The 21,919-nt window shown below is 72.6% G+C and carries 14 protein-coding genes and 1 pseudogene; 7 read left to right on the top strand and 8 right to left on the bottom strand.

The features are described 5' to 3' along the window. Positions 1-7 precede the first annotated feature (7 nt). Both BLV05_RS33770 and BLV05_RS33765 read right to left on the bottom strand, forming a co-directional pair. Positions 8-1,279, bottom strand: a complete 1,272-nt coding sequence (locus BLV05_RS33770) for an ATP-binding protein (protein ID WP_046771506.1) — start codon at positions 1,277-1,279, stop codon at positions 8-10. A 122-nt stretch (positions 1,280-1,401) separates the two neighbouring features. Continuing rightward, positions 1,402-2,571: a hypothetical protein gene (locus BLV05_RS33765; RefSeq protein WP_046771505.1), complete on the bottom strand. Its 1,170-nt coding sequence runs from the start codon at positions 2,569-2,571 to the stop codon at positions 1,402-1,404. Positions 2,572-2,650: 79 nt separating this feature from the next. Here BLV05_RS33765 and BLV05_RS33760 point away from each other — a divergent pair, with 79 nt between their 5' ends. Further along, the gene (locus tag BLV05_RS33760) at positions 2,651-4,069 is read left to right on the top strand and encodes a glycosyltransferase (RefSeq protein WP_052762944.1); all 1,419 of its coding nucleotides are present in this window, start codon (positions 2,651-2,653) and stop codon (positions 4,067-4,069) included. On the opposite strand, the gene BLV05_RS33755 is transcribed toward BLV05_RS33760, so the two are convergent. Continuing rightward, positions 4,070-4,723 carry a DsbA family oxidoreductase gene (locus BLV05_RS33755; RefSeq protein ID WP_046771504.1) on the bottom strand — a complete coding sequence of 218 codons (654 nt, stop codon included), beginning with the start codon at positions 4,721-4,723 and terminating at the stop codon, positions 4,070-4,072. It lies immediately after the preceding gene. Between the two features lie 81 nt (positions 4,724-4,804). Here BLV05_RS33755 and BLV05_RS33750 point away from each other — a divergent pair, with 81 nt between their 5' ends. Further along, positions 4,805-5,185, top strand: a complete 381-nt coding sequence (locus tag BLV05_RS33750) for a winged helix-turn-helix transcriptional regulator (RefSeq protein WP_231948656.1) — start codon at positions 4,805-4,807, stop codon at positions 5,183-5,185. On the opposite strand, the gene BLV05_RS33745 is transcribed toward BLV05_RS33750, so the two are convergent. The 3 genes from BLV05_RS33745 to BLV05_RS33735 all read right to left on the bottom strand — a co-directional run bounded on the left by BLV05_RS33745 (position 5,182) and on the right by BLV05_RS33735 (position 11,442). Continuing rightward, the gene (locus BLV05_RS33745) at positions 5,182-6,228 is read right to left on the bottom strand and encodes a class I SAM-dependent methyltransferase (RefSeq protein ID WP_052762943.1); all 1,047 of its coding nucleotides are present in this window, start codon (positions 6,226-6,228) and stop codon (positions 5,182-5,184) included. The genes BLV05_RS33750 and BLV05_RS33745 overlap by 4 nt on opposite strands. A 51-nt stretch (positions 6,229-6,279) precedes the next feature. After that, entirely contained in the window at positions 6,280-7,365 is a 1,086-nt protein-coding gene (locus BLV05_RS33740) for a glycosyltransferase (RefSeq protein ID WP_046771502.1), read from the bottom strand. A 234-nt stretch (positions 7,366-7,599) separates the two neighbouring features. Next, a complete protein-coding gene (locus BLV05_RS33735) occupies positions 7,600-11,442 on the bottom strand; it encodes an nSTAND1 domain-containing NTPase (protein WP_046771501.1) in 3,843 nt (1,280 codons plus the stop codon). 209 nt (positions 11,443-11,651) lie between these two features. On the opposite strand from BLV05_RS33735, the gene BLV05_RS33730 reads away from it, so the two are divergent. After that, the gene (locus tag BLV05_RS33730; protein WP_046771500.1) at positions 11,652-12,215 is read left to right on the top strand and encodes a hypothetical protein; all 564 of its coding nucleotides are present in this window, start codon (positions 11,652-11,654) and stop codon (positions 12,213-12,215) included. 40 nt (positions 12,216-12,255) lie between these two features. On the opposite strand, the pseudogene BLV05_RS38005 reads toward BLV05_RS33730, so the two are convergent. Beyond that, positions 12,256-12,559, bottom strand: a pseudogene (locus tag BLV05_RS38005) (IS1380 family transposase); the annotation flags it as partial. Positions 12,560-12,647: 88 nt separating this feature from the next. Next, the gene (locus BLV05_RS33725; RefSeq protein ID WP_052762942.1) at positions 12,648-14,441 is read right to left on the bottom strand and encodes a glycosyltransferase family 4 protein; all 1,794 of its coding nucleotides are present in this window, start codon (positions 14,439-14,441) and stop codon (positions 12,648-12,650) included. A gap of 57 nt (positions 14,442-14,498) precedes the next feature. On the opposite strand from BLV05_RS33725, the gene wecB reads away from it, so the two are divergent. The 4 genes from wecB to BLV05_RS33705 all read left to right on the top strand — a co-directional run bounded on the left by wecB (position 14,499) and on the right by BLV05_RS33705 (position 21,817). Next, entirely contained in the window at positions 14,499-15,629 is a 1,131-nt protein-coding gene (gene wecB, locus BLV05_RS33720) for a non-hydrolyzing UDP-N-acetylglucosamine 2-epimerase (protein WP_407717049.1), read from the top strand. Positions 15,630-15,711: 82 nt separating this feature from the next. Then, positions 15,712-17,721: an acyltransferase family protein gene (locus BLV05_RS33715; protein WP_046771498.1), complete on the top strand. Its 2,010-nt coding sequence runs from the start codon at positions 15,712-15,714 to the stop codon at positions 17,719-17,721. A gap of 77 nt (positions 17,722-17,798) precedes the next feature. Next, positions 17,799-19,613 carry a glycosyltransferase family 2 protein gene (locus tag BLV05_RS33710; RefSeq protein ID WP_052762940.1) on the top strand — a complete coding sequence of 605 codons (1,815 nt, stop codon included), beginning with the start codon at positions 17,799-17,801 and terminating at the stop codon, positions 19,611-19,613. Continuing rightward, positions 19,610-21,817 carry a glycosyltransferase family 4 protein gene (locus tag BLV05_RS33705; RefSeq protein WP_052762939.1) on the top strand — a complete coding sequence of 736 codons (2,208 nt, stop codon included), beginning with the start codon at positions 19,610-19,612 and terminating at the stop codon, positions 21,815-21,817. Before BLV05_RS33710 ends, BLV05_RS33705 begins: the two co-directional genes overlap by 4 nt. The last annotated feature ends 102 nt before the right edge of the window (positions 21,818-21,919 follow it).

Here is a 21,919-nt window from a genome sequence, read left to right as displayed (position 1 = left end):
CGAGCGCCTACGGACCTAGCAGGGCGAGTGGGATGACGGCGACGCCGTCGGGGCGACGATAGGCGTACTGGCCAGTCGTGACGATGACGCGGTCGGAGAGTCGGCTGCCGATCTGTTGCTGGAGCCAGTTCAGGTGGCGCACGTCGTGATCGCTGATGGTCGCCGCAAGTTTCACCTCGATCGCGACAACTCGACGGTCGCTGCCTTCGACGATGAGGTCGATCTCACGCGCCGTGTCCTTGGTGCGTAGGTGTCCGACCTCCGCGCCGACCGCGCTGGCGTATACGCGCACGCTCTGCGCCGTGAGCGACTCGAAGAGGGCGCCTAGCCACGTGCCCGTCGGTGCAGCGACCCTGTCGCCCTCACCCCTCAGCAGGCCTGCCTTCCCGATTTTCACAAGGCGGGCCGCGATGGCTGGGTCGACGAGGTGATGCTTGGGCGTGTGAGTCAGGCGTTTGAGGGGGTTGAAGATGGGAATCCACGCCGGGATCGGGTCGAGCACGAAGATCCGCGTAAGGTGCTCGCGATAGGAGTCAACCGTCCCGCGCGCGGGCTTGTCGTCCTCGCCAGCCGTGGCAGCATCAAGGATCTTCGAGTACGAGGCGTCCGTCGCGGTGGCAGCTCCATATGAGGTGAGCCAAGCGCGGAGCCGGTCGGGCCGGCGGATAGAGACGCCGTTCTCCGGCAGCTCCCGCTCCACGATGCGGGCGATGTAGCTGTCGAGTTGGATCTGCCGTGCTCGTTCGGGGAGGACGCGGATACCTGGGAACCCGGAGCTGAGAATCTCATCGGTGTAGGTGGAGACATCGATCGGAGAGTGACCCTCGATCGAGGGCTGGCCACCGGCGAGTAGATCGCTGAGCGAGACCGTCGGTTCGAGCAAGCCACGCTCGCTGAAGGCGAGCGGTCGCATCGGAAAGCTGACGATCCGGCCTGCACCGGAGTGGATGCGTACGCCCGGGGCGATGCCGGCAGAACCGGCTAGCAGGAATCGCCCGCCGGTGTTGTCGTCATCCACGGCCCTGCGGACTCGGTCCCAGACAGGCGGCTCGAGCTGCCACTCGTCGATCAGGACGGGCGGCGGAACCTGAATGATGTGGTCGAGGTTTGCCGCCAGGATCTCTCGCTGCGCAGGTTCGTCGAGGGACAAGATGGTCTTGGCTCGTTGGGTGGCGGTTGCCGTCTTGCCTACGCCCTTGGCCCCCTCCAGGGCGATCGCCGCGAGGTGGGGAAACAGCTCGTCGAGGAGGTCGTCAACGATGCGGCGCCGGTAGGCCATGTCTGTAAATCTAGCAGATGGCCGCCTGTCTATTAGGCAGTTCGCCGCCTGCTTACCAAGCAACTCGCCGCCTCTGAATCATGCAACTCGCCACCCTGCGGGTCCTGATGCAGGAGCGCAGCTCACGCGGTGCGGGCGAAGTAGGAGGCGTATCCGGCGTCGACCCGGCCGGAGCCGGTGACCTGCCGCCCGCCCGCCCGCAGTGCCGCGTCCGTCCCGGCGGCGTCGCGGACCACGCGCCGCACACCGAGGTCGTGGATGGCGTACCCGCCGTCGCCGGTGTCGACCGGCGCCAGAGCGTCGTCGAGGCCGTCGACACCCAGGGCCAGCAGGTCGGCCGGCGAGCCGAGCACCGTCGGCGCGGTCAGCGAGCCGGCCGGCCGCTCCGACGGCTCGCCCGGCGCCCGCACGGTGGTGTCCAGCGCCGGCAGGAACGTGCGCCGGACCCGGACCCCGCTCAGCGGCAGCTGGCCGTACCCGCGGCCGAGCACGAGGTCCTCGACGTGTTCCGGGGCGTAGCTCAGCCCGGCCGCCGGCAGCGTGACCAGGTCGGTCTCGCAGGTCTCCAGCGCCCGCCGGCGCTCCGCGGCGCCGTCGGCGACCCGCACCGTCAGCGCGGGCCAGGTCTGCCGGCGCAGCTCGCGCAGCAGCGCGGCCTCGCCGGGCGCGATGACGGCGGTGACCGACGGCAGCGACGACGCGACGCCGGCGGCGGCCGTGGCGGAGCGCAGGGCGGCGCGGCGGGCAGCGACAGACCAGCGCTCGCGCCTGTCCGGGTCGGTCAGCTCCGACGGGGTCAGCGTGGCCACCAGCTCGCCGAGCACCGGCCCGAGCAGCCGCCGGACCACCAGCGGGAGGTCGGGCGCGAGCACCGGGACCCCGCCGACCAGCAGCTGGCGCAGGAACCCGGCCAGCTCGACCGGGCCGGCCGCCGCGCCGAACGGCACCCGCACGCCGGCGTAGCGGCGCAGCAGCGTCAGCGTGGCGGCGTCGACGACCGCGGGCCGGCCGAGGTCGACGAGCCGGGAGCGGCTGGTGTAGAGCCGCAGGACGCCGGATGGCGTGGTGCGCAGCTGCGCGAGCGGCCGGGGCGGCGCGCCGGGGCCGTCGTCGTCGAACGGGTCGAACCCGGCGGGGGAGACCAGCATCGTGTTCACCACGGGCAGCGGCGCCGCGACGACGGCGTCGGCCGCCGCCCGGAGCGCGGACGGGGCGAGCGTGGCCAGGTCGGTCCAGTTCGGGACAAACGACTCAGCGATCGGTGCTGGTGGGAGGTCGGTTTTGGTCGGCATCACAGGGCCCGGTAGGTTCTCAGCGTGGCGCCGCCCGGAGAGCGGCGACCCCACACTACCCGGCTGCAGCGGAGGAACGATGTCGCCCACGGCGCGGACGCCGGACGCCGTACCCCGTCAGGACTGGACCACCGTCCAGGTGCCCGAGCTCGGCACCTGGACACCGACTCTGACGGTGACGGTGGTGCTCCCGGCGAAGGACTGTCAGGACGAGCTGGAGCTCACGCTGGCCGCGCTCGCGGCGCAGTCCTACCCGGCCGAACTGCTGGACGTCATCGTCGTCGACGACGCATCCGCCGAGCCGCTGCGGCTGCCCGCCGTCCACCCTGCGCGGGCCCGCGTGCTGCGGCTGCCGCCCGGCGACGGGCACGGGTCCGGGCGGGCCCGGCACGCCGGCGCCGAGGCCGCCACCGGCGACATCGTGCTGTTCCTCGACGCCGACATCGTCGCCACGCGGACGCACGTCGAGGCGCACGCCCGGTGGCACCACACTGCCGCCGACGCCGTCGTGCTCGGGCACAAGCTGTTCGTCGACTTCGACGACATCACCGCCGCCGACGTCCTCGCCGCCGCCCGCGACGACACGTTCGACCGGCTGCTCGAGGGCCGCAAGCAGAAGAAGCACACCTGGCTCGAGGACTTCATTCGCGAGGCCGGCCGGCTCACCACGTACGCCGACGACACCTTCATCGCCGTGGTCGGCGCCAGCGTGTCGGCGCCGCGGTCGCTGTACACCGAGAGCGGCGGCTTCTCGACGTTCGGGCTGCGCGGCATCGTCGACACCGAGTTCGGCTACCGCATCTTCACCGCCGGTGCCGTGATCGTCCCCGAGCCGGCGGCGCGCAGCTACCACCAGGGCACCCGCAACTTCGCCGTCCGCGGCGACGAGATCAAGCGGGAGCGGTCCGGGCTGGCCGCCAACCACCTGCCGATCCCGCTGTTCCGCCCGTCCGACGTCGGACGCATGTGGCAGGTGCCGGTCGTGCACGCGGTCGTCGACGCCTCCGGCGGGACGCCCGAGGACGTCCAGGTCACCGTCGACAGCCTGCTGGCCTCGGCCTACACCGACCTCGTCGTCACGGTGTCGCCGAGCAAGGAGCTGCCGCGCTGGATCGAGGACTACTTCGCCGCCGACGCCCGGGTGCGGTTCGCGCCCGAGCCCGTCCGCACCGGCTTCCCGGCGCCGTTCTCGCTGATCGTGCCCGCCGGCGCGGCCGTCGGCCGGTCAGCGGTCGGGTCGCTGCTGGCGCTGTCGGCGTCCGAGCAGGTCGGGCTGGTCCGGGCGACGGTGTCCGACGAGCCCGGCCCGCCGGTCGAGCTGTGGGCCACCCGGGCGTTGCACCGCGCGCGCCGGCACGCCGGGACCGACGGGCTGGACGAGACCGCGCGGCGGCTGTTCGGGGTGCACTGGGTCAGCGGCGCCGAGATCGGCGTCCGGCCGGCCGTCGTCGGCGTCACCAAGCAGGGCATGCTGGTCGAGGCATCGGCCGCGGACTGATCAGGGCGTCGCGTCCTGCTCGCCGGCCCGGCGCAGCGCGTCGGCGAACACCTCGACCGGCTGCGCGCCGGCCAGCAGGAAGCGCCCTCCGACCAGGAACGTCGGCACGCCGCTGACGCCCACCCGGCGGCCCAGCTCCTCGTCCGCGCGGACGTCGTCCGCGTGCGCGTCGCCGGCCAGCATCCGGGCGGCTGCGTCCGCGTCCAGGCCCGCCTCGGCGGCCAGCCGGACCAGCTCGCCGCGGTCGGCGATGTTCACGCCCTCGCTGGTGAACGCGCGCAGCAGCCGGTCCTGCACCCGGTCGCCGACCCCGGCGCTCGCGGCGTACTGGACGAGCCGGTGCGCGTCGAAGCTGTTCACCGGGCGGGCGCGGTCGAGGTGGTAGTCCAGGCCGGCGTCTGCGGCCATCGCGGTGATCCGGCGCAGCCCGGCCGCCGCCTGCTGCGGCGTCATGCCGAGGTCGTCGCGCATCCGCTCCGGGGTCGTGCGCGGGTCGTCGGGACGCCCGTGCGGGTCCAGCTCGAAGGCGCGCAGCCGCACGTCGACGTCGTCGGCACGCTCGAAACCGGCGAGTGCGAGGTCGAATCGGCGCTTCCCGAGGTGGCGCCACGGGCAGACGATGTCGGACCAGATGTCTACGGTGATCTTCTCCACGAGCAGTACGCTAACCAGCTGGCTAAACTTTCGTAAGGGCATACATTTGAGTAAGCTCCGCACGTGGACGATGGTGCCGAGGTGAGGCGTCCCCAGCCCGATCCGCTGAGTGACGTGTTCAACAGCGACTGTCCCGGCCGCCGCGTGCTCGACCGCGTCACCAGCCGGTGGGGCGTCCTCGTGCTCGCTGCGCTGAGTGATGGGCCGCTGCGGTTCTACCTACTGCGCGACCGCATCGGCGGCATCAGCGAGCGGATGCTCTCGCTCAAGCTGCGCGAGCTGACCCGCGACGGCATGGTGCTGCGCACGGTCGAGCCCACGGTGCCGCCGCGGGTCAGTTACGAGCTCAGCCCGCTGGGCCGCGAGCTGACCGTCCCGCTGCAGGGCCTGCTGGACTGGATCGCCCTGCGCACCCACGACGTCGTCGCGGCACAGGAGGCGTACGACGCCGCCGGGCGCTAGCGCGTGGCGGTGAAGAAGCGGGTGCGGCCGACCAGGTCGTCGTCGGCGAGCCGGACACCGTCGACGGCTTCGGCCAGCCAGTCGGCGGCGATGTCGGCCTCGTCGGGCCGCTGCGCGTCGTCGAGCGCGACGACGGCGCCGTCGTCGAGGGCGGTCGCCAGCAGCGGGAACGCGGGGTACCGCGAGCGCGGCCCGACGCTGCCGGGCGGCCCGTCGACGAACAGCAGGTCGATGCCGCGCAGGTCGGTCCACTGGGGCGCGGCGTACCAGTCGTGCTTCTCGCCGCCGACGGTGACCGGCTCGAGCGGCGCGGCCCGCACCTCGGCGACGTCGCCGAGGCCGTGCCGGGCCAGCGCCTCGCGGGTGCGCCCGGCGTATAGCTCGTGGTGCTCGAGCGCGACGACGCGGCCCTTCCCGGCCTTCCGGCAGGCCAGCGCGAGCCAGACCGTCGAGCTGCCGCTGCCGCACTCGACGATCAGCGCGTCGGCCGGCAGCCGGCGCACCAGCGAGGCCAGCCGGAGCACCGTCTGCGGCGACGCCGCGAACCCGCCGAACGCCGGGACCTCGTCGTCGGCGCCGAGCATCGCGTACAGGTTGGCCAGCGCGGACAGCTCGGCCAGCTGCTGCTCGGTCAGCGTGGCGTGCAGATCGGCGCGCAGCCCTTCGTGCAGCGCGACCAGCTCGTCGTGGCGCACCGCGGCGTCGAGCCGCTGCGCCCCGATGATCGCGGCGAGCGGCCCGCCGCTGGGGTCGTTCTGCCGCGCCTCGACCGCCTGGACCGACGTCGCGACCGACGCGACGGAGTCGGCGAGCGATTTGAGCTGCTTCTCCGTCTTGCGGGCGCGCTGCTCCGCCTCGCGGGCGCTCGACCCGACCACGACCAGGCCGATCAACGTCAATCCCAGCAGCAGGGCGAGCGCCGCCTGCGCGAGGCTGCCGCCCGTGGCGGCGACGATGATGGCCACCACGACGGCGGCGAGGGCGCCGGCCATGCCGAGCAGGGGCCAGCGGGAGCCGAGTAGCGCGCGTACCGCCCGTTGCATCGAATCTCCGTCGTTGGTCTGGTCCGGAAGGAGAACTGTACCGACGCCGGGTCAGCGCGCGGTCGCGTGTGCCAGCTTCTCCAGGGAGTGAACGAACAGGTCGGCGTCGGCGTCCCAGCTGTAGTGCGCGATGACGGCCGCGCGCCCCGCCTCGGCCATGCGGCGCCGCTCGGCCGGGTCGGCCTGGAGCGCCCGCACCGCCGCCTCCGCCGCGCCGACGTCGCCGAACGGGACGATCGTGCCGCACCGGTGCCGCATGATCAGCTCTGCAGACGCCGGGTTCGGCGTGCTGATGACCGGCACGCCGTGCGCCATGTACTCGACGATCTTCGTGGGCCGCGAGTGCGCGTAGTTCGGCTGCTCGTGCAGCAGGCTGAGCCCCGCGAGCGCGCCCGGCAGCATCGTCAGCGCCTCGTCGTTAGGGACGAAGCCGTGCCAGGTGACCGCTCCGTCGGCCTGGGCGGCCTCGATGGCGGCCGCGCAGTCGGCGTCGGCCGGGCCGACCAGGTGCACCTTGATGTCCGGCGCCAGCCGGCGGCCCAGCTCGACGAGGTCGAGGCCGCCGCGGGCCGCCGTCAGCCGGCCCAGGTAGATGACGCGGTCGTCGACCCGCGCGTCGACGTCGTCGGGGATCGCGACGCTGTTCCGGACGATGGTGTGCTCCTTGCGGAAGCGGCCGGCGTAGGACTCCTCGGCCAGCAGCAGCGGCATCCGGCGCTCAGCGTGCCGCTCGATGGCCCGGATGAGCGCCGCCCCCGCCGGGCGGCCCACCTTCGGCAGCCACTGCTTCATCCGCAGCGCCGCCGCGGTGTCCTCGTGGACGTCCCACACCAGGCCCGGGATGCGCAGGCCGATGCTGGCCAGCACCAGCTCGGGGTCGTGCATGAGTACGATGTCGTAGTCGCGGCCGTGCCGCTTCAGCAGCCGCCGGGCCGTGCGCATGGCCGTCAGCCGGTGCCGTCCGTGCGAGCGCGGGATGTCGATGACGGCGAGGTCTGACGGAACCTCCCGGCCGGTGTCGCCGAACGGCGCCGCCAGCGTGACCTCGTGGCCCGCCTCGCGCAACGCGACGATCTGCCGGTGCCTGATGCGAGCGTCTTCCGGGTCGTGCACCACGGTCAGGACGAGGACGCGCATGGCGCTAGCTAGCCCGCCCGCTGACCGTGAGTCGTTGCTGCACGTTGGTCCCCGACTTCCCTTCGACACGGCCACACCAGGAGGACGCCCTTGCCCACCCACGCGGTTGCACGGTGAGCGTCCCCAGTTTCGTACGCCCCCACCTGGCCGTTGGCCGCCCTGCGGGGCGGCGCATCCTCGGTGATCCTACAGCAGCACAGGTGCTCACCCCAGGGCTCGCTGGATTGTGCGGATTCAGCCGGCGTCAGGTCTGCCGCACGGTGCCGAGAACCGCTGCCCGGGCACATGGCGGCGCCACTCGTCGGCGGTCAGCTCGGAACCGGCGAGCTCGCACAGCCGGTCGGCGACCTGGCCGGAGTCGGTGTTCCAGGAGTAGGGGATCCGGTCCGCGCCACCCGCGACGATGCGATCGGCCACCGGTGACGCGGCCACGGCCAGCAGCGCTCCCTCGCTCACCCGCAGTGTCTCCGTCAGCGCCGCACGGGACGGATCGGCAACGTCCCAGATCCACACTACGCCGTCGGCGACGGCGGCCACGCTGGAACCGTCGCGGGTGAACGTGACCGAGTAGACGTAGCCGTTCGGTCCGGTCAGGGGCTCACCCAGCAGCCGCGGGCGGGCCGGCTCGCGCAGGTCGTAGAGCCGCACGGTCTCGTCGTCGCTGCCGATGGCCATCGTGTCGCCGCCGGGCGCGAAGGCCACGGAGTGGACGAAGTTGCCGAAGTCGTCGAGCTGGGTGAGCAACCGCGGCCGAGCGGGGTCGGCCACGTCGTAGACGTAGGCCGACTGGTCGGCGCTGGCCGCGACGAGAGTGCGGCCGTCTGGACTGAACGCGACCGCCAGCACGCGGTCGTCGGCATCGGTGAGGGTGGCTCGCGGCTGTGGGTCGGCTGGGTCGGCCACGTCCCACACGGTGACCTCGCCGTCGTCGGCGGCGACCGCGAGGACCCGCGTGTCGGCGGTGATCGCCAGCTGCTGGATGAGGGTCGGCGAGACCGAGATCCGGCTGCGCAGTCGCGGACTCGCCGGCGTGCGCACGTCCCACAGCTGGACCTCGCCGGTGGCCGTGCCGGCCGCGAGCAGGGTCGCGTCGGCACTCAGCGCCGCCTCGCCATTGAGCAGGACGCCTGACTCGGGTGACCTGATGGTGCCGAGCCTGTGTGCCACGGCCGGATCGACGACGTCCCACAGCTGCACCTCGCCACCCGGGCCGGAGCCGGTTCCGACGGCCAGCAGCCCGCCGCCGGCCGCGTAGCCGAGGCTCGCGACGGGGTACGGCGCCGCAGGCAGGGCCGCACCGGGCCTCCGCCACAACCGCACGTAGCCGTCCGGCGAGCCGAACACCAGCTGCTTGCTCGCTCCCACGTAGAACAGCGACGTGATCGGCGTGGTGCTCTCCAACCGCCCGGTTTCCGTGCGGCTCGCGACGTCGAAGGTACGCACCGTGGTGTCCGAGCTGCCGGCGGCGAGTTCGGTGCCGTCGGCGCTGAACTCGAGGTGGTTGATCTGCGCGGCGAAGTCACCGAGCGGCGCCCCGTCCGGCTCGAGACCGGTGTGGCCGACGTGGAACAGGTGCACCTTCCCGTCGCGGGCGCCAACGGCGAGCAGGCGGCCGTGGGGACTGAAGTCGACAGCGGGGACGGCGTTGGCGGTCGGCCCGGCCGGGGTGTCGACCGCACCTCCGACCGTCACCTCGGCCAGCGGGGTGCTGGTCGCACCCGGCGCGTGTGCGCCCCACAGCCGGACCCGGCCGTCGCTGCTCGAGGTCGCGATCAGTCGGCCGTCCGCGCTGAAGTCGGACCAGTGCAGGTACCCGCCGAAGCCCTGCAGGGTGCCCAGCGCGGTCGCGGAGCCGTCGGCCGCGAGCCGCCATCGGTGCGCGAGGTCCACCGCCGTGCTCGCGACCAGCATCGTGCCGTCCGGGCTGAACCGCATGCCTTCGACCGACGCCGCGGGCAGGAGCTGGTCGAGCAGCCGCGGGTCGGTGGGGTCGCTGATGTCGACCAGCCGCGCCACCGAACCCGTGCCACCGACCGCGGCCAGCTGCTTGTCCGGGCTGATGGCGACGCCGTACAGCTGCTCCTCGGCGTCGACGGTGATGCTGCCGAGCTCACGGATCCGGCCGTCACCGGAGGTGAAGAGCCGCATCCTGCCGTCCGTGTTGCCGGTCGCGATCAGCTGCCCGTCGATGGAGATCGCCACCGCCGCCGGACCGGCCGGAACGGCGATCCGCGTCACCGGTGCCTGTGCGGAGACGTCCAGCAGCGCCGAGCGCGCTTCGATGGTCGGCGCGATCCGGAAGGCGGCCAGCGCCAGCTGCTGGGCCAGCGCCGGATCCTGGGTGGTCAACGACCCCGCCTGGATCGCGACCTGCCGAGACTGCGCGGCCTCGCGCTGCGCGTCGGCTTCGTCGGCCGCGTCCCGGGCCCGCCGCTCGCTGGAGATCGCGACCGCGGCCAGCGTGACCGCGACGGCGGCGAACACCTCCGTCGCACCGAGCAACAGCCGCAGCCGGCGGGTGCGACGCTGATGCAGCGCCGCCGCCGCGTCCTCGGTCTGCCGGCTGGCGGTCAGGAACGCCTGTTCGGCAGGGTTGAGCAGGGCCGGCTGGTCGGCGTCGGCGACCCACGCCCGGGCGGCCTCCAGCCGCCCGCCGCGCCACAGCAGGCCGGGATCGCGGTCCGCGGCGTTCCAGTCGGCGGCGGCCTCGGTGAGCAGCCGGTGCAGCTTCAGCCCGTCGCGGTCCTCGTCGATCCACTTCTGGATCCGCGGCCACGCTGTCAGCAGCGCCTCGTGGCTGACCTCGACGAACTCGGCGTCGGCGGTGAGCAGCCGTGCCGCGACGAACCGTTCGAGCACCGCGGCGGCCAGGTCGTCGGTGTGGTCCGGGTCGATGAGCTCCTCCCACTTCATCCGGCGGCGGGCCGCGACCTCGCCGTCGTCGGCCACCAAGCGCAGGAACAGCTGCCTGGCCAGGTCCTTGCCGTCCGGGCTGAGCGACTCGTACACCTCGTTGGCGGTCTGCGACACGGCGCCGTGCAGTCCGCCGGTGGCCTCGTAGTCGGCCAGCGTGAGCGACTGCCGGTCGGCTCGCGCCCAGGTGGCCCGCAGGGCATGCGAGAGCAACGGCAGCGCTCCGGCGTCGTGGGCTCCGTGCCGCCAGGTGGTCGGTGCGATGTCGCTGAGCAGCCGGTCGACCAGACGGGCGTCGAGGTCCACGCCGGCACGGCGGGCCGGCTCGGTGATCGCCGTCTCGAGCTCCGCCACCGACATCGGCGTGACGACGAGCTGCGCCTGCTGGAGCGCGGGCGCCAGGGCCGGCACGCGGGTCGCGAAGGCGTAGTAGTCCGCGCGCAGGCCGATCAGCACGACGAGCAGCGGGTTCGCCCGCGTCAGCGCCGACACGAACTCGGCGCGTTCGGGCTCGTCGTCGCAGAGCGTGAACAGCTCCTCGAACTGGTCGACCACCAGCAGCGTCCGACCGGATGCGGCGCCGACGTCCAGCACGGCGGCCAGCTCCGCCGCGGGGTGCTCGCCGGGGGTCATCAGCCGGACCTGCCAGGCGCCGGGCAGCGCGCCGCCTCGGAGTCTCGGGATCACGCCGGCCCGCAGGATCGAGGACTTCCCCGACCCCGACGGCCCGACGACCACGACCTGCCCGCCGGCGGGGGCGCGGTCCCGCACTGCGCCGACGATCCGCGCCGTCAGGTCATCGCGGCCGAAGAACCAGTCGGCGTCCTCGGGCTGGTAGCTGTCCAGGCCCTTATACGGCGCGCTGCGGTCGGCCAGCCGCTTCGACCGCGACCAGCGGACGCGCTCGAGCGCATCGACCCAGGGGGCGTGGTCGCCGATGCCGAGCGCGTCCAGGACGGCGTGGAACGGCTCCAGGAACGTGAGGTTGGGCAGGTGGCGCCCGCTGAAGTAGCCGCCGACGGTGCCGGTGGGCACCCCGGCCGCCGCGGCGACCTCGCGGACCGTGAGCCGGGCCTGCTTGCGCGCGGCGGTGAGGGCCTGAGCGAAGTCGCCGCGCGTGACGATGTCACTCGGACCCGCGCCTTGCGTTGTCTCACCGGTCATCGGCCCACCCGTGTCCGTACGTGCCTACCCAGACGACACCTGCTCGGCATGATGCCCGCTCCGGGAAACACCTGCCAGTTGTGACGGCGAACAAGGAGCTCAATAGCGCCTGTATTGACCTTGTCCGGACTCCCGCGAAGGCCTTCCGCACGCTGTGGGTGGCGCGCTGTGCTGGCTGAGACCAAGCTCACACTACAGAGGAGACCGACATGAACCTCAAGCACCTCGCCCGCCGCACGATCACGCTCGCCACGGTCGCGGCCGCCGCGCTCGTCGGCGGGGCCGCCGGCGGCATCGCGCTGGCCGACCAGCAGGCCGACCAGCGGGCCACCACCACCATGAGCGGCGGCGGGATCGTCGCGCACCGGGTCGCGACCAGCGACCAGATCTACGACACCACGGCCCCCAACATCTGGCAGACCCTGCCCGGCTCCACCCTGTCCTACGCGGTGCCGAGCAACACTACTCGGCTCGTCACCGCCGAGTTCACCGCTGAGGCCAATGGACGGGATGGCACCGGTGGCTGCGCCGTGCGCGTCGTCACCCGCAAGGCGGGCAGCACAACGCTGACGGAGCTCCACCCCCGATCCGGCGTCGACTTCATCTGGGCTTTGGAACAGGACGGGTCTGCCGCGCACGCGATGAGCCGCTCCCTCACCGTCGCCTCCGGGACCCGCTCCTTCATCGTGCAGGTGCAGGCATCCACCGCCGACACCCTGGTGTGCCGGCTCGACGACTGGCACTTCCAGATCGACGTCCACACCTCGTCGTGACGACAGGGCCCTCGAGCCGCATTCGCCAGGTTGGTACGGTTCAGGCCGCCGAGGGTGGTGGCCCGGTGGGTGGGGCGAACAGGTGGTGCCATAACGCGGTCCACTGCCTGGCCCAGGGCCAGTGCGTGGGCAGGTGCAGCACGCGGCGGCGTTGCGGGCGGACCAGCCGGGCTGGAACGGTGACGTGAACCGGCCTGGACGAGCGGCATCGTAGCGTCGCGAGCCACGGCATGCCGGTCGCTTGTCAGGGTGCCGGCGGCGCGTAGCAGGGTGTGCGTCATTGCGGCGCAGATGGTCCAGGCACTGTTGGCGGCGAAGCGGACCGAGGGCAGCTGGGTCAGCGGGTGCGTCGATGAGGATGGTCGCCAGCCAAATGTGATGGAAACTCTCATACTTGCGCCGATGGCGCTCAAGTATGACGTCCGTGCCGGGTCAACGACCGCCGAGGACGGCGGCGTAGATGGCGCGGTAACGCGCGGCGTTCGCCGACCACTGGTGTTCGGCGACGACCCAGTCTCGACCCCGTTTCGCGAGGTCACGGCGTGTGTCGGGGTCGAGGTTCAGTTCGGCCAGGACGTCGGCCAGTGCGCTGGCGTCGCCCGGCGGGAACGAGCGTCCCCGATCGCCCGCGCCGATGATCTCGAGGAGTGGATCGAGGGCCGCGACGACCAGCGGGACGCCGGCCGCCATCGCCTCAAACGGCTTCAGAGGCGTCACCAGTCGCGCCGCTCGCTCGTCGGCTCGCGGCACGACGAACACGTCGAGCGACCGGTAGTAGTCGAGCACCTGGTCGTGCGGCACGCGGCCGGTGAACAGCACGGAGTCGCCGGCCCGCTCGTCGGCCGCCAGCTTCTCCAGCTCAGCGCGGCGGTCGCCATCGCCGACGATGAGTGCGACGGCGGGCACGCCGCGGGCGCGTAACTCGACGGCGGCGCGGATCAGCGTCTCGTGGCCTTCTCGCCGGTGGTCGAGGTTGCTGATGTAGCCGAACACCAGCTTGCCCTCCAAGCCCAGCCGCTCGGCCAGCCGGGACGGACGGGCGCCGGGGGTGAACGCCGTGACGTCGACGCCGTTGGGCGCCACATGCACCTTCTGGGGGGCGATGCCGCGGGCGATGATCTGCGCCCGCATCGACTCGCTCAGCGTCACCACGGCGTCGGCCGCGGCCATGCAGCGCGCCTCCGTCGCCATGCGCCGCTCGTAGAGCTCACCGGACTCGTTCCACGGCCGTTCACGGCTCCACAGCGACTCGAAGAAGCCGCGGACCTCGTACACCAGCGGCAGCCGAAAGGCGCGGGCAAGGGTGACGCCGACCAGCGCGGCCTCGTAGCCGCGGTGGCCGGAGTGGACGTGGATCAGCGACGGTGCGATCTCCGGGACCCGGCGGGCGGCCGCCGAGGCGTAGGCGTCGAGATATTGGTCCACCGGGCCCTTGAGCACGGACGCCGGCGGTTGTTCGAGGTAGTGGTGGACGACGCCGCCGATCACCTCGGTGGCGGGCGGGTGCTCGAGGCCTGCCTCGTGGGGGAAGCCGGCGGCCGTGATCACGACCGGGTCGAGGCCGGCCGCCCGCTGGGCGTCGATGATGTAGCGGCTGCGCATCGTGTAGCCGGTCTGCCGGTACGGCATCGCCGACTTCAGCAGATGCAGGACGCGCCCGTCCACCGGGTCCGTCACGGGGGAAGCCGCCGGCACCCGGGGCAGCCAGCCAGCCTCGGTCTCGCGGATGCGGCCGACGACCTTGCGCTCCTGGGACTCGCGCGACGGGGTGTTCTCCAGCTCGCGCAGCGCGGACGTCGCCCGGAGCTGCAGGCTCAGGGCACCCGCCCGGGCGAAGGCGTTCCTGGCGAGGTCGAGGAACTCCGTGTCGGTGGCCTTCGCCGGCAGTAGTGCGGCTGCCAGGGCGATGGCTTCGTCGTGCCGTGCGGCGTCCATCAGGGAACGCACGGCGTCGAGGTCGGCTTGGGCCGGCTTGACCCCGCTGACGGTGGGGCGCAGCGCACGGCGGAAGTCGCCCGGGTAGCGGTGCAGTCGCCAGGCGTTGCGGCGGGCGCGGCGCAGGGCGCGGACGACACGCTGATTCAGCGGCTGGGACTCGGCCAGGGCAGCGGTCAGCTCCACGTTGCGCCGATGCTGTGCGAGCAACTGCGTGAGCGCACCGTCGGCGATCTGAAGCTTCGCCGCCTCGTGGACCGTGCCCCTCGCGGACTTTCCGTCCGTGACCATGGTGGTGGAGGATACCCTGTGCCACGGCGTCTCCAAGGACGCCGGAACCGATCAACGATATCCCGGAAGGCGCCATTGTCCAGCGAACTCGTCGTTCACATCACAGGTGCCCGACCGAATTTTCCCAAGGCGGCACCGGTCATCCGCGCCCTCGAGGCCAGAGGTGTGTCGCAGGAGCTGGTCCACACCGGCCAGCACTACGACGAGGCCATGGCGAAGGTCTTCTTTCGTCAGCTGGGCCTGCCTGAGCCTGACGTCGACCTCGGTGTCGGGTCAGGCTCGCACGCACGGCAGACGGCGGCGATCATGACCGGTCTGGAGGAACTGTTCCTCGACCGCGACCCGGCCCTGGTGGTCGTGTACGGCGACGTCAACTCGACTGTGGGCGCTGCGATGGTGGCCGCAAAGCTGGGGATCGCGCTGGCGCATGTTGAGGCCGGACTGCGCAGCTTCGACCGGACGATGCCGGAAGAGATCAACCGGGTCGTGACCGACCAGTTGGCCGACCTGCTGTTCACGACGAGCCCCGACGCGCTGGTGCACCTCGGCCACGAGGGCGTTCCGGCCGATCGCGTGCACTTCGTCGGTAACCCGATGATCGACACCCTGCTGGCGAATCTCGACCGGTTCGACGGCGACCAGGTCCGGGGCGCCCTAGGTCTCGGAGCCGAGTACGTGGTCGCCACGCTGCACCGTCCCGGCAACGTCGATGATCCGGCCGATGCCGCAGAACTGGTCAAGGCCGTGCACGCGGTTGCGGACCAGGTCGAGATCGCGTTGCCGCTGCACCCGCGTGGGCGAGCCCGCCTCGAAGCGGCGGGCCTGTTCACCCACGAGCGTCTCCGGGTGATCGACCCGCTGGGATACGTTGAGTTCCTGGGCCTGGTCCGCGGGGCGCGCGCTGTCGTGACCGACTCCGGTGGTGTGCAAGAAGAGACCACGATCCTCGGCGTGCCCTGCCTGACTCTGCGGCCCAACACCGAGCGTCCAGTCACCATCACGCACGGCACCAACCGCTTGGTCACCCGGCCCGAGCTGGCGGCGGCCGCGGCCGAAGTGCTCGCGGCTGGGCGTGCAACGACCTGGTCGGTGCCGCCGCTCTGGGACGGCCGTGCCGGCGAGCGCATCGCGGACGTCATCACGGCCTTCGTCGGTGTAGCGGTCTCGCCATGGGAGGCCCGTGGTTAGTTACACCCCCACACGCCGTCGGATGGCGGGCCGGGTCCCAGGCCGGCCTCCGCCGCCGCGATTCCGTCCCGATGTGGAGGGCATGCGTGCGGTCGCTGTCGTGTTGGTGTTGCTGTACCACGCGAGCCCCGGCATCGTGCCCGGAGGCTTCGTCGGGGTGGACGTCTTCTTCGTGATCTCCGGCTTCCTCATCACCGGCATGCTGGTGCGCGAGCTCGAGCAGTCCGGAACCGTCTCGCTGGCCCGGTTCTACGCGCGCCGGGCCAAGCGGCTGCTGCCCGCGTCAGTGCTCGTCCTGGTCCTGACGGCCGTTGCCGCTTGGTTGATGGTGCCTGCGGTCGACCGGCGCCCGTTCGGTGGTGACATCGCCGCGTCGGCGCTGTACTTCGTCAACTGGCGGCTGGCCGACCGGTCGGTCGACTACCTCGCCGAGGGCGTCGGGACATCGCCCGTGCAGCATTTCTGGTCTCTCGCCGTCGAGGAGCAGTTCTACCTGCTCTGGCCGCTGTTCATCCTCGCCATCGCGGCGTGGACACGCCGGGCGGGTGAGCCGGCCAGGCCCTGGCTGGCCGTCGGGCTGATCGTGGTCGCGCTGCCGTCGTTCGCGTGGTCGGTCATCATGACGATGACGAACCCGTCGGCGGCGTTCTTCGTGTCGACCACCCGGCTGTGGGAGCTGGCCGCGGGCGCGGGCGTCGCGTTGGCGCTGCCGGCGCTGGAGCGGCTGCCCGAGCGCTTCGCCGCGGCACTCGCCTGGGCCGGCCTCGGCGCCGTCGTGTTGTCCGCCTTCGTCGTCACGACGGGGACCGCCTGGCCGGGTGCGGCGGCGCTGTTGCCCGTCGCGGGCACCGCCGCCGTGATCGCCGGCGGTGTTGCGGCACGACGACGCGGCCCCGTCACCGTCCTCGGCATCCCGCTGCTCGTGGGCATCGGGGCACTCTCGTACTCGCTGTACCTGTGGCACTGGCCGATGCTCGTTCTCGCCGAGGCGCAGTGGGGCGACCTGAGCACCGGGCAGGCGCTCGGCATGGTCGCGGCCTCCTTCGTCCCCGCATGGCTGGCATACCGGTTCGTCGAGAACCCTGTGCGGCATGCCGGCGCCATGGTCCGATCGCCGCGCTTCGCGCTGAGTATCGGCGCGAATCTGTCGCTGGCCGGCGTGGTGGCGGGCCTCGCGCTCGTGGCTGCGGTCCCGTCGGCCACGAGCGCGACAGAACCGGCCGCGCCCCCGCCCGGCGCCGCCGTCCTCGACCTCGAGAACCCGCGCGACGACCCCGACGGCCGCCCCGTCGACGAGGTCGGCTCGATCACGCCCGACCCGCTGGACGCGCCGGAGGACGTCCCGCCCGCCTATGCCGATGGCTGCCAGGTCGGCATCGACTCCACCGAGGTCGCGACGTGCGAGTACGGCGACCCAGATGGCGAGGTCACGATCGCGCTGGTCGGCGATTCGAAGGCGCTGCAATGGATCACCGCGTTGGACACCATCGGTCGGACGAACGGCTGGCGCGTCGTCACCTATACGAAGTCGACCTGCTCGTTCACCGCGGCGACGCTCGGCCGTGACGGGGAGCCGTTCGAGGCCTGCACCGAGTGGAACGACGCAGTCGTCGACCGGCTCCGCGACCTCCGTCCTGACCTGGTGCTCACCTCGCAGGGCCGGAACCGGGCGATGGATGACCCGGAGGACCCCGACGCGGGAGAGTCGCACGACGCCATGGTTGAAGGCCTGGTCCGGCGCTGGACCGACCTTTCCGACGAGGACATCCCGGTGGCGGTGCTCGCAGACACTCCACAACCCGGCTTTGACGTGTACGAGTGCGCGGCTGAGCACCGGGACCGGCTCACGGAGTGCTCCTTCGATCGTGCGGAGGCTGTAGCGAATAGCGCCGCCGCCGTCCTGGAACGGGCCGCCGAGGAGTCCGGCCGGGTGGCGTGGATCAACCTCAACCGCGCCATCTGCCCGGGAGAATCGTGCGCACCGGTCATCGGTAACGTTCTCGTCTACCGTCAGGGCTCACACCTGACCGTCACGTACGTCGACACGCTCGAGCCGCGGCTGGCGCGGGCGCTGGAGGAGATCGTCCCATGACTCGAGGCGTCCGGGACACGGCGCGGAGAGTGGTCCGGAGGCTCACAACAGGGCCGCCGGCCGGACCGCCCGGCGCAGTGGCCCCGGCTGCCGGCGGCGTGACGACGGCGCCGTCTGATCCGGCGCCGGCCGCGGCGGCAGAGAAGCCGGTCGACGATGCCACCCGCCGCATCCGCCTCGTGCGCGACGCGCTCCGCGCCAAGTCCCCGGCCCGCACACCGGCCCGTCCGGAACTGCGCGTGGCTGTCGCTGCGTCGCCGCGGCTGGCCCGGGCTCTGGCCTGGGAGTGGGATCAGGTCGACCTGGTTCCCGAGGCGGCCGGGACCGGCCTCACCGGCGCCGAGCTCGTGCTGATCGAGGTGCACGGAGGGGTCGTGCCAGGCTGGGGCGCGCCCGCCGGGCGGGCCTCGGAGCTGGCGGCTTCAGCGCATGACCGCGGTCTTCCGGTCCTGGTATGGGTCACCGCGGGTTCGTCCGACCCGGAGTCCGCCGCGGCCCTGATGCCGCTCGCCGCAGCGGTGTTCGTCGCGGATCCGGCGGCCACGGGCACTTGGCGCGAGCGGTGGCCGGATGCCGTCGTCGAGGCGCTGCCGCCCGCGGCGGCGCCCCGGTCGCACTCGCCGGCCCACGGCGGCACCGGCGCGAAGCGGATCGGTGACGTCGCCGCCGTCATCGACGAGTCGCCGCTGGACACCGCCGCGGCGGTGGGGCTCGAGCGGCTGCTGGTACCCGCGACCGAGCGGCCGGCCGTGCCCAGGCCGCACGTCTGGCGATCCCGCCTCGGCAAGCGCGACGGACGTGCGGAGGCGGTGCTGCCTGAGGCGGTGAAGGAGGTCGTCGCCGGGGCGACGGTCGGCGATCTCGCCGAGCCTGTGGCCGACCACTACCGTGTCGTCGTCGATGCCGCCCGGTGTGCGCCCGACTCGGCCTGGACCCTGGTGGAGGCCGGCGCCGCCCAGACCACGGTCGTGACGCTGCCCGAGTATCACGCGACGCTACCGGGCGACCTGGCCGAGCACGTCGGCACCGCGGACGAGTCGGAGGCGTTCGCGCGTGAGATCGCGATCAGGGCGGCGCAACCGGAGTTCCGTGACCGCGAAGCGTTGCGGCTGCACCGGGCCGTGCTGGCCGGCCACACGACCGGGCAGCGGGCCGAGGCCATGCTGACGGCCATCGGCCGCTCGCCCGCACCCGCCGACCGGTCCGTGTCCGTCGTCGTGCCGACCAACCGCGAGCACCAGATCGACAACGTGCTGGCGAACGTCGGCCGGCAGGCGCACCGCGACCTCGAGCTGATCCTCGTGCTGCACGGTCTCGGCCTGGACCACGCCGGTCTCCGCGCCCGGGCGGCCGAGCAAGGTATCGACCGGCTCCAGGTGATCGACGCCGACCCGTCGGTGGCCCTCGGTGGCCTGATGAACCTCGGCGTCGACGCCGCCGGCGGCCGCTACACGGCGAAGATGGACGACGACAACTACTACGGCCGCCACTACTTGGCCGACCTCGTCAACGCGTTCGCCGGCACCGACGCCGGCATCGTCGGGAAGTGGGCGCACTACGTCTGGCTGCGGGCCTCCGACGCTGTCGTGCTGCGGTACGAGAACTTCCAGAACCGGTATCACCAGTGGGTGCAGGGCGGCTCGATCGTCGTCGAGAGCGCACTGGCGAAGGACCTGCGGTTCAGCGAGATCCCGCGGGCTGTCGACACCGACTTCCTGAACCGCGCCTGGGCTGACGGTGTGCGGACCTATTCCGCAGACCGGTTCAACTTCGTGAGCGTGCGGGAGGCCGACCGCGACCGGCACACCTGGAAGGTCACCGACGCGGAGATGATGGCCGCCGGCGCCCGGGTCTGCTTCTACGGCGACCCACGCCCGCAGGTCGACGCGTGACGACGTCCGGCACGCAGACGCCGGGGCCGCTGTCGCGCTGGGGCGCCCGGCTCGCTCTGGTGGCGCCGCCGGCCGCGGGCCCGCAGCGGTGGCAGCGGTTTGTGACCGAGAGCCGGCTCGAAGCGGCGGCCGCACGGCTGCGGGACGAGCCGGCGACGGCGGCGCTACTGGCCGCGTCGGTCGCCGACCACGCCGAGCGACCGGGTGAGGCGTGGCGGATCGCAGCGGCCGCACGCGAGCTGGCCGGTGACGACGCCGGTGCGCTCGACGCCGTCCGCCGCGCCATCGACGCCGGTGAGCAGACCGTCGCGACCGCGTTGATGTGGCGGCGGTCCGCCGCCCGCCTGGGCCGGACCGCCCAGGCGCACGACGCGCTGGTCATGCTCGCGCGGACGCCGCCGCGCAACCACGTCGAGCTGGAACGCGCCATCACCGGGATCGTGCTGGCCGGCCGCGACCTCGTCGACGAGTTCGACGCGATGGTCTCGGCGCTGCCGTTCGCGGAGCGGGCGGACCGCTCCCGCCTGGACGACCTGCTCGACGAGTTCGCCCTCGGCGATGCCGCTGTGGCCGGCCCGGAGGCGTTCGCCGCCGCCCGCGCGCGAGTCCTGCGCGAACGCGAGGCTCCGCTGCTGTGGATGACCCAGGCGCTGGTCCGGGCGCGGGCCTGGCGCAGGCTTGCGGAGTTCATCGTGACGACGCCGCCGGACAGCCCGGAGATCGGCCCGCGTGGCGCCGGCGCGCCATTCCCGACAGCGGAGGTCGGACGGGCGGCAGTGCAGGCACTGCGGGCCGGCGACGCGCACGCGGCCTCGATGCTCGCTGCCCGGGCACTGGTGGCGCGCCCCGGCCGCGACGACTTCCGGCGGACGTTCGCGGCGGCCCGCGACCAGCTGTCCATCTCCAGGAGTGGCTGGACGTTCCCCCCTCGGGCCGTCGCCACCCCGTACGAGCCCGATACGCGCGCCGTCCTGTCGGTGCTCTCGCAGTCCGCGCCGATCCGGTCCGGTGGCTACGCCGCGCGCTCGCATGGCGTCGCCACCGCCCTCACCGCCCGCGGCTGGGACGTCCAGGCCGTCACCCGCCTGGGGTTCCCGTACGACGGGTGGGACCCGGGCGACACGAGGGAGGTCCCGGCGAGCGACACCGTCGACGGGATCGTCTACCACCGCCTGCTGGATCCGGGCGTCCGCGGCTACCCCCAGGTCCCGCTGGCCGACTACGTCGACCGGTTCGAACGCGGCGTTCGCGACCTCGCCGCCAGACACCGGGTTGCCCTGATCCACGGGTCGAGCTTCTACGTCGTGGGCTTGGCGGGGCTGACGGCGGCCCGGCGGCTGGGACTGCCGTTCATCTACGAGATGCGTGGGCTCGAGGAGTTGATGACGCTCTCCCGTGACCCCGCCTTCGCCGGTTCCGATCGGCACCGCTTCCTCGAGCGCGTCGAGACGGCAGTCGCCCGCGAATCCGACCTGGTGTTCGTGATCACCGAGGCGCTCGGGCGCGAGATGGTGGGGCGTGGGGTCGCGGAGGACCGCATCGTCGTCGTCCCGAACGGCGTGCACACCGATCGGTTCACTCCACGCGGGCGGGACCGCGAGCTCGAGTCGCGGCTGCGGCTGGCCGGCAAGACCGTCATCGGCTACGCCGGCGGCCTGGTCGACTATGAGGGCCTCGAGCTGCTGCTCGACGCGGTCGCCGGCCTCGGCCTCCGCGACGACCTGCAGGTGCTGATCGTGGGCGATGGCGCGGCCGAGCCGTCGCTGCGGGACCGTGCGGAGCGGCTGGGCCTCGGCGCGAGCGTCAGCTTCACCGGACGGGTGCCGCACGACCAGGTGCGCCGCTACCTGTCGCTGGTCGACGTTGCGCCGTTCCCGCGGCTGCCACTGCCGGTCTGCGAGCTGATCTCGCCGATCAAGCCGTTCGAGTCGATGGCCATGGAGAAGGCAGTGGTGGTGTCCGACGTCGCGGCGCTCACGGAGTTCGTCGACGACGGCGTCACCGGCCGGGTGTTCCGCAAAGGCGACGCGGGCGATCTGCGGCGGGTGCTGGCGGACCTGCTCGACGATGCGGGCCAGCGCCGGGAGCTTGGCGTTGCCGCGCGCGACTGGGTGCTGCGCAACCGCGACTGGAGCACGCTCACGGACGTCGTGGACGCTGCCTACACGGCCGCGCTCACGGGTGCGACCGGCAGCCGGGGATGATCCTGACGGCGCCTGCGGCGCACGGTAGAGTCCTCGTGACAAGCTGGCGGGTCGATACGACCCAGGGTGGGACTGGGCCACGGCGCGCAGGCGGCGACCCGG

It is taken from the genome of Jiangella alkaliphila (assembly GCF_900105925.1).
In the GTDB taxonomy this organism is placed as follows: Bacteria; Actinomycetota; Actinomycetes; order Jiangellales; family Jiangellaceae; genus Jiangella; species Jiangella alkaliphila.
The sequence above is the reverse complement of the archived record's forward strand: the minus strand, read 5'-3'. Positions and strand labels throughout refer to the sequence as shown.

Bases quoted from the DNA above. Each gene is read 5' to 3' on its own strand.
- BLV05_RS33760 (WP_052762944.1), top strand. From the start codon at position 2,651: ATGTCGCCCACGGCGCGGACGCCGGACGCCGTACCCCGTCAGGACTGG.
- BLV05_RS33725 (WP_052762942.1), bottom strand. From the start codon at position 14,441: ATGGTCACGGACGGAAAGTCCGCGAGGGGCACGGTCCACGAGGCGGCG.
- BLV05_RS33735 (WP_046771501.1), bottom strand. From the start codon at position 11,442: ATGACCGGTGAGACAACGCAAGGCGCGGGTCCGAGTGACATCGTCACG.
- BLV05_RS33745 (WP_052762943.1), bottom strand. From the start codon at position 6,228: ATGCAACGGGCGGTACGCGCGCTACTCGGCTCCCGCTGGCCCCTGCTC.
- BLV05_RS33715 (WP_046771498.1), top strand. From the start codon at position 15,712: ATGCGTGCGGTCGCTGTCGTGTTGGTGTTGCTGTACCACGCGAGCCCC.
- BLV05_RS33765 (WP_046771505.1), bottom strand. From the start codon at position 2,571: ATGCCGACCAAAACCGACCTCCCACCAGCACCGATCGCTGAGTCGTTT.
- BLV05_RS33740 (WP_046771502.1), bottom strand. From the start codon at position 7,365: ATGCGCGTCCTCGTCCTGACCGTGGTGCACGACCCGGAAGACGCTCGC.
- BLV05_RS33730 (WP_046771500.1), top strand. From the start codon at position 11,652: ATGAACCTCAAGCACCTCGCCCGCCGCACGATCACGCTCGCCACGGTC.
- BLV05_RS33770 (WP_046771506.1), bottom strand. From the start codon at position 1,279: ATGGCCTACCGGCGCCGCATCGTTGACGACCTCCTCGACGAGCTGTTT.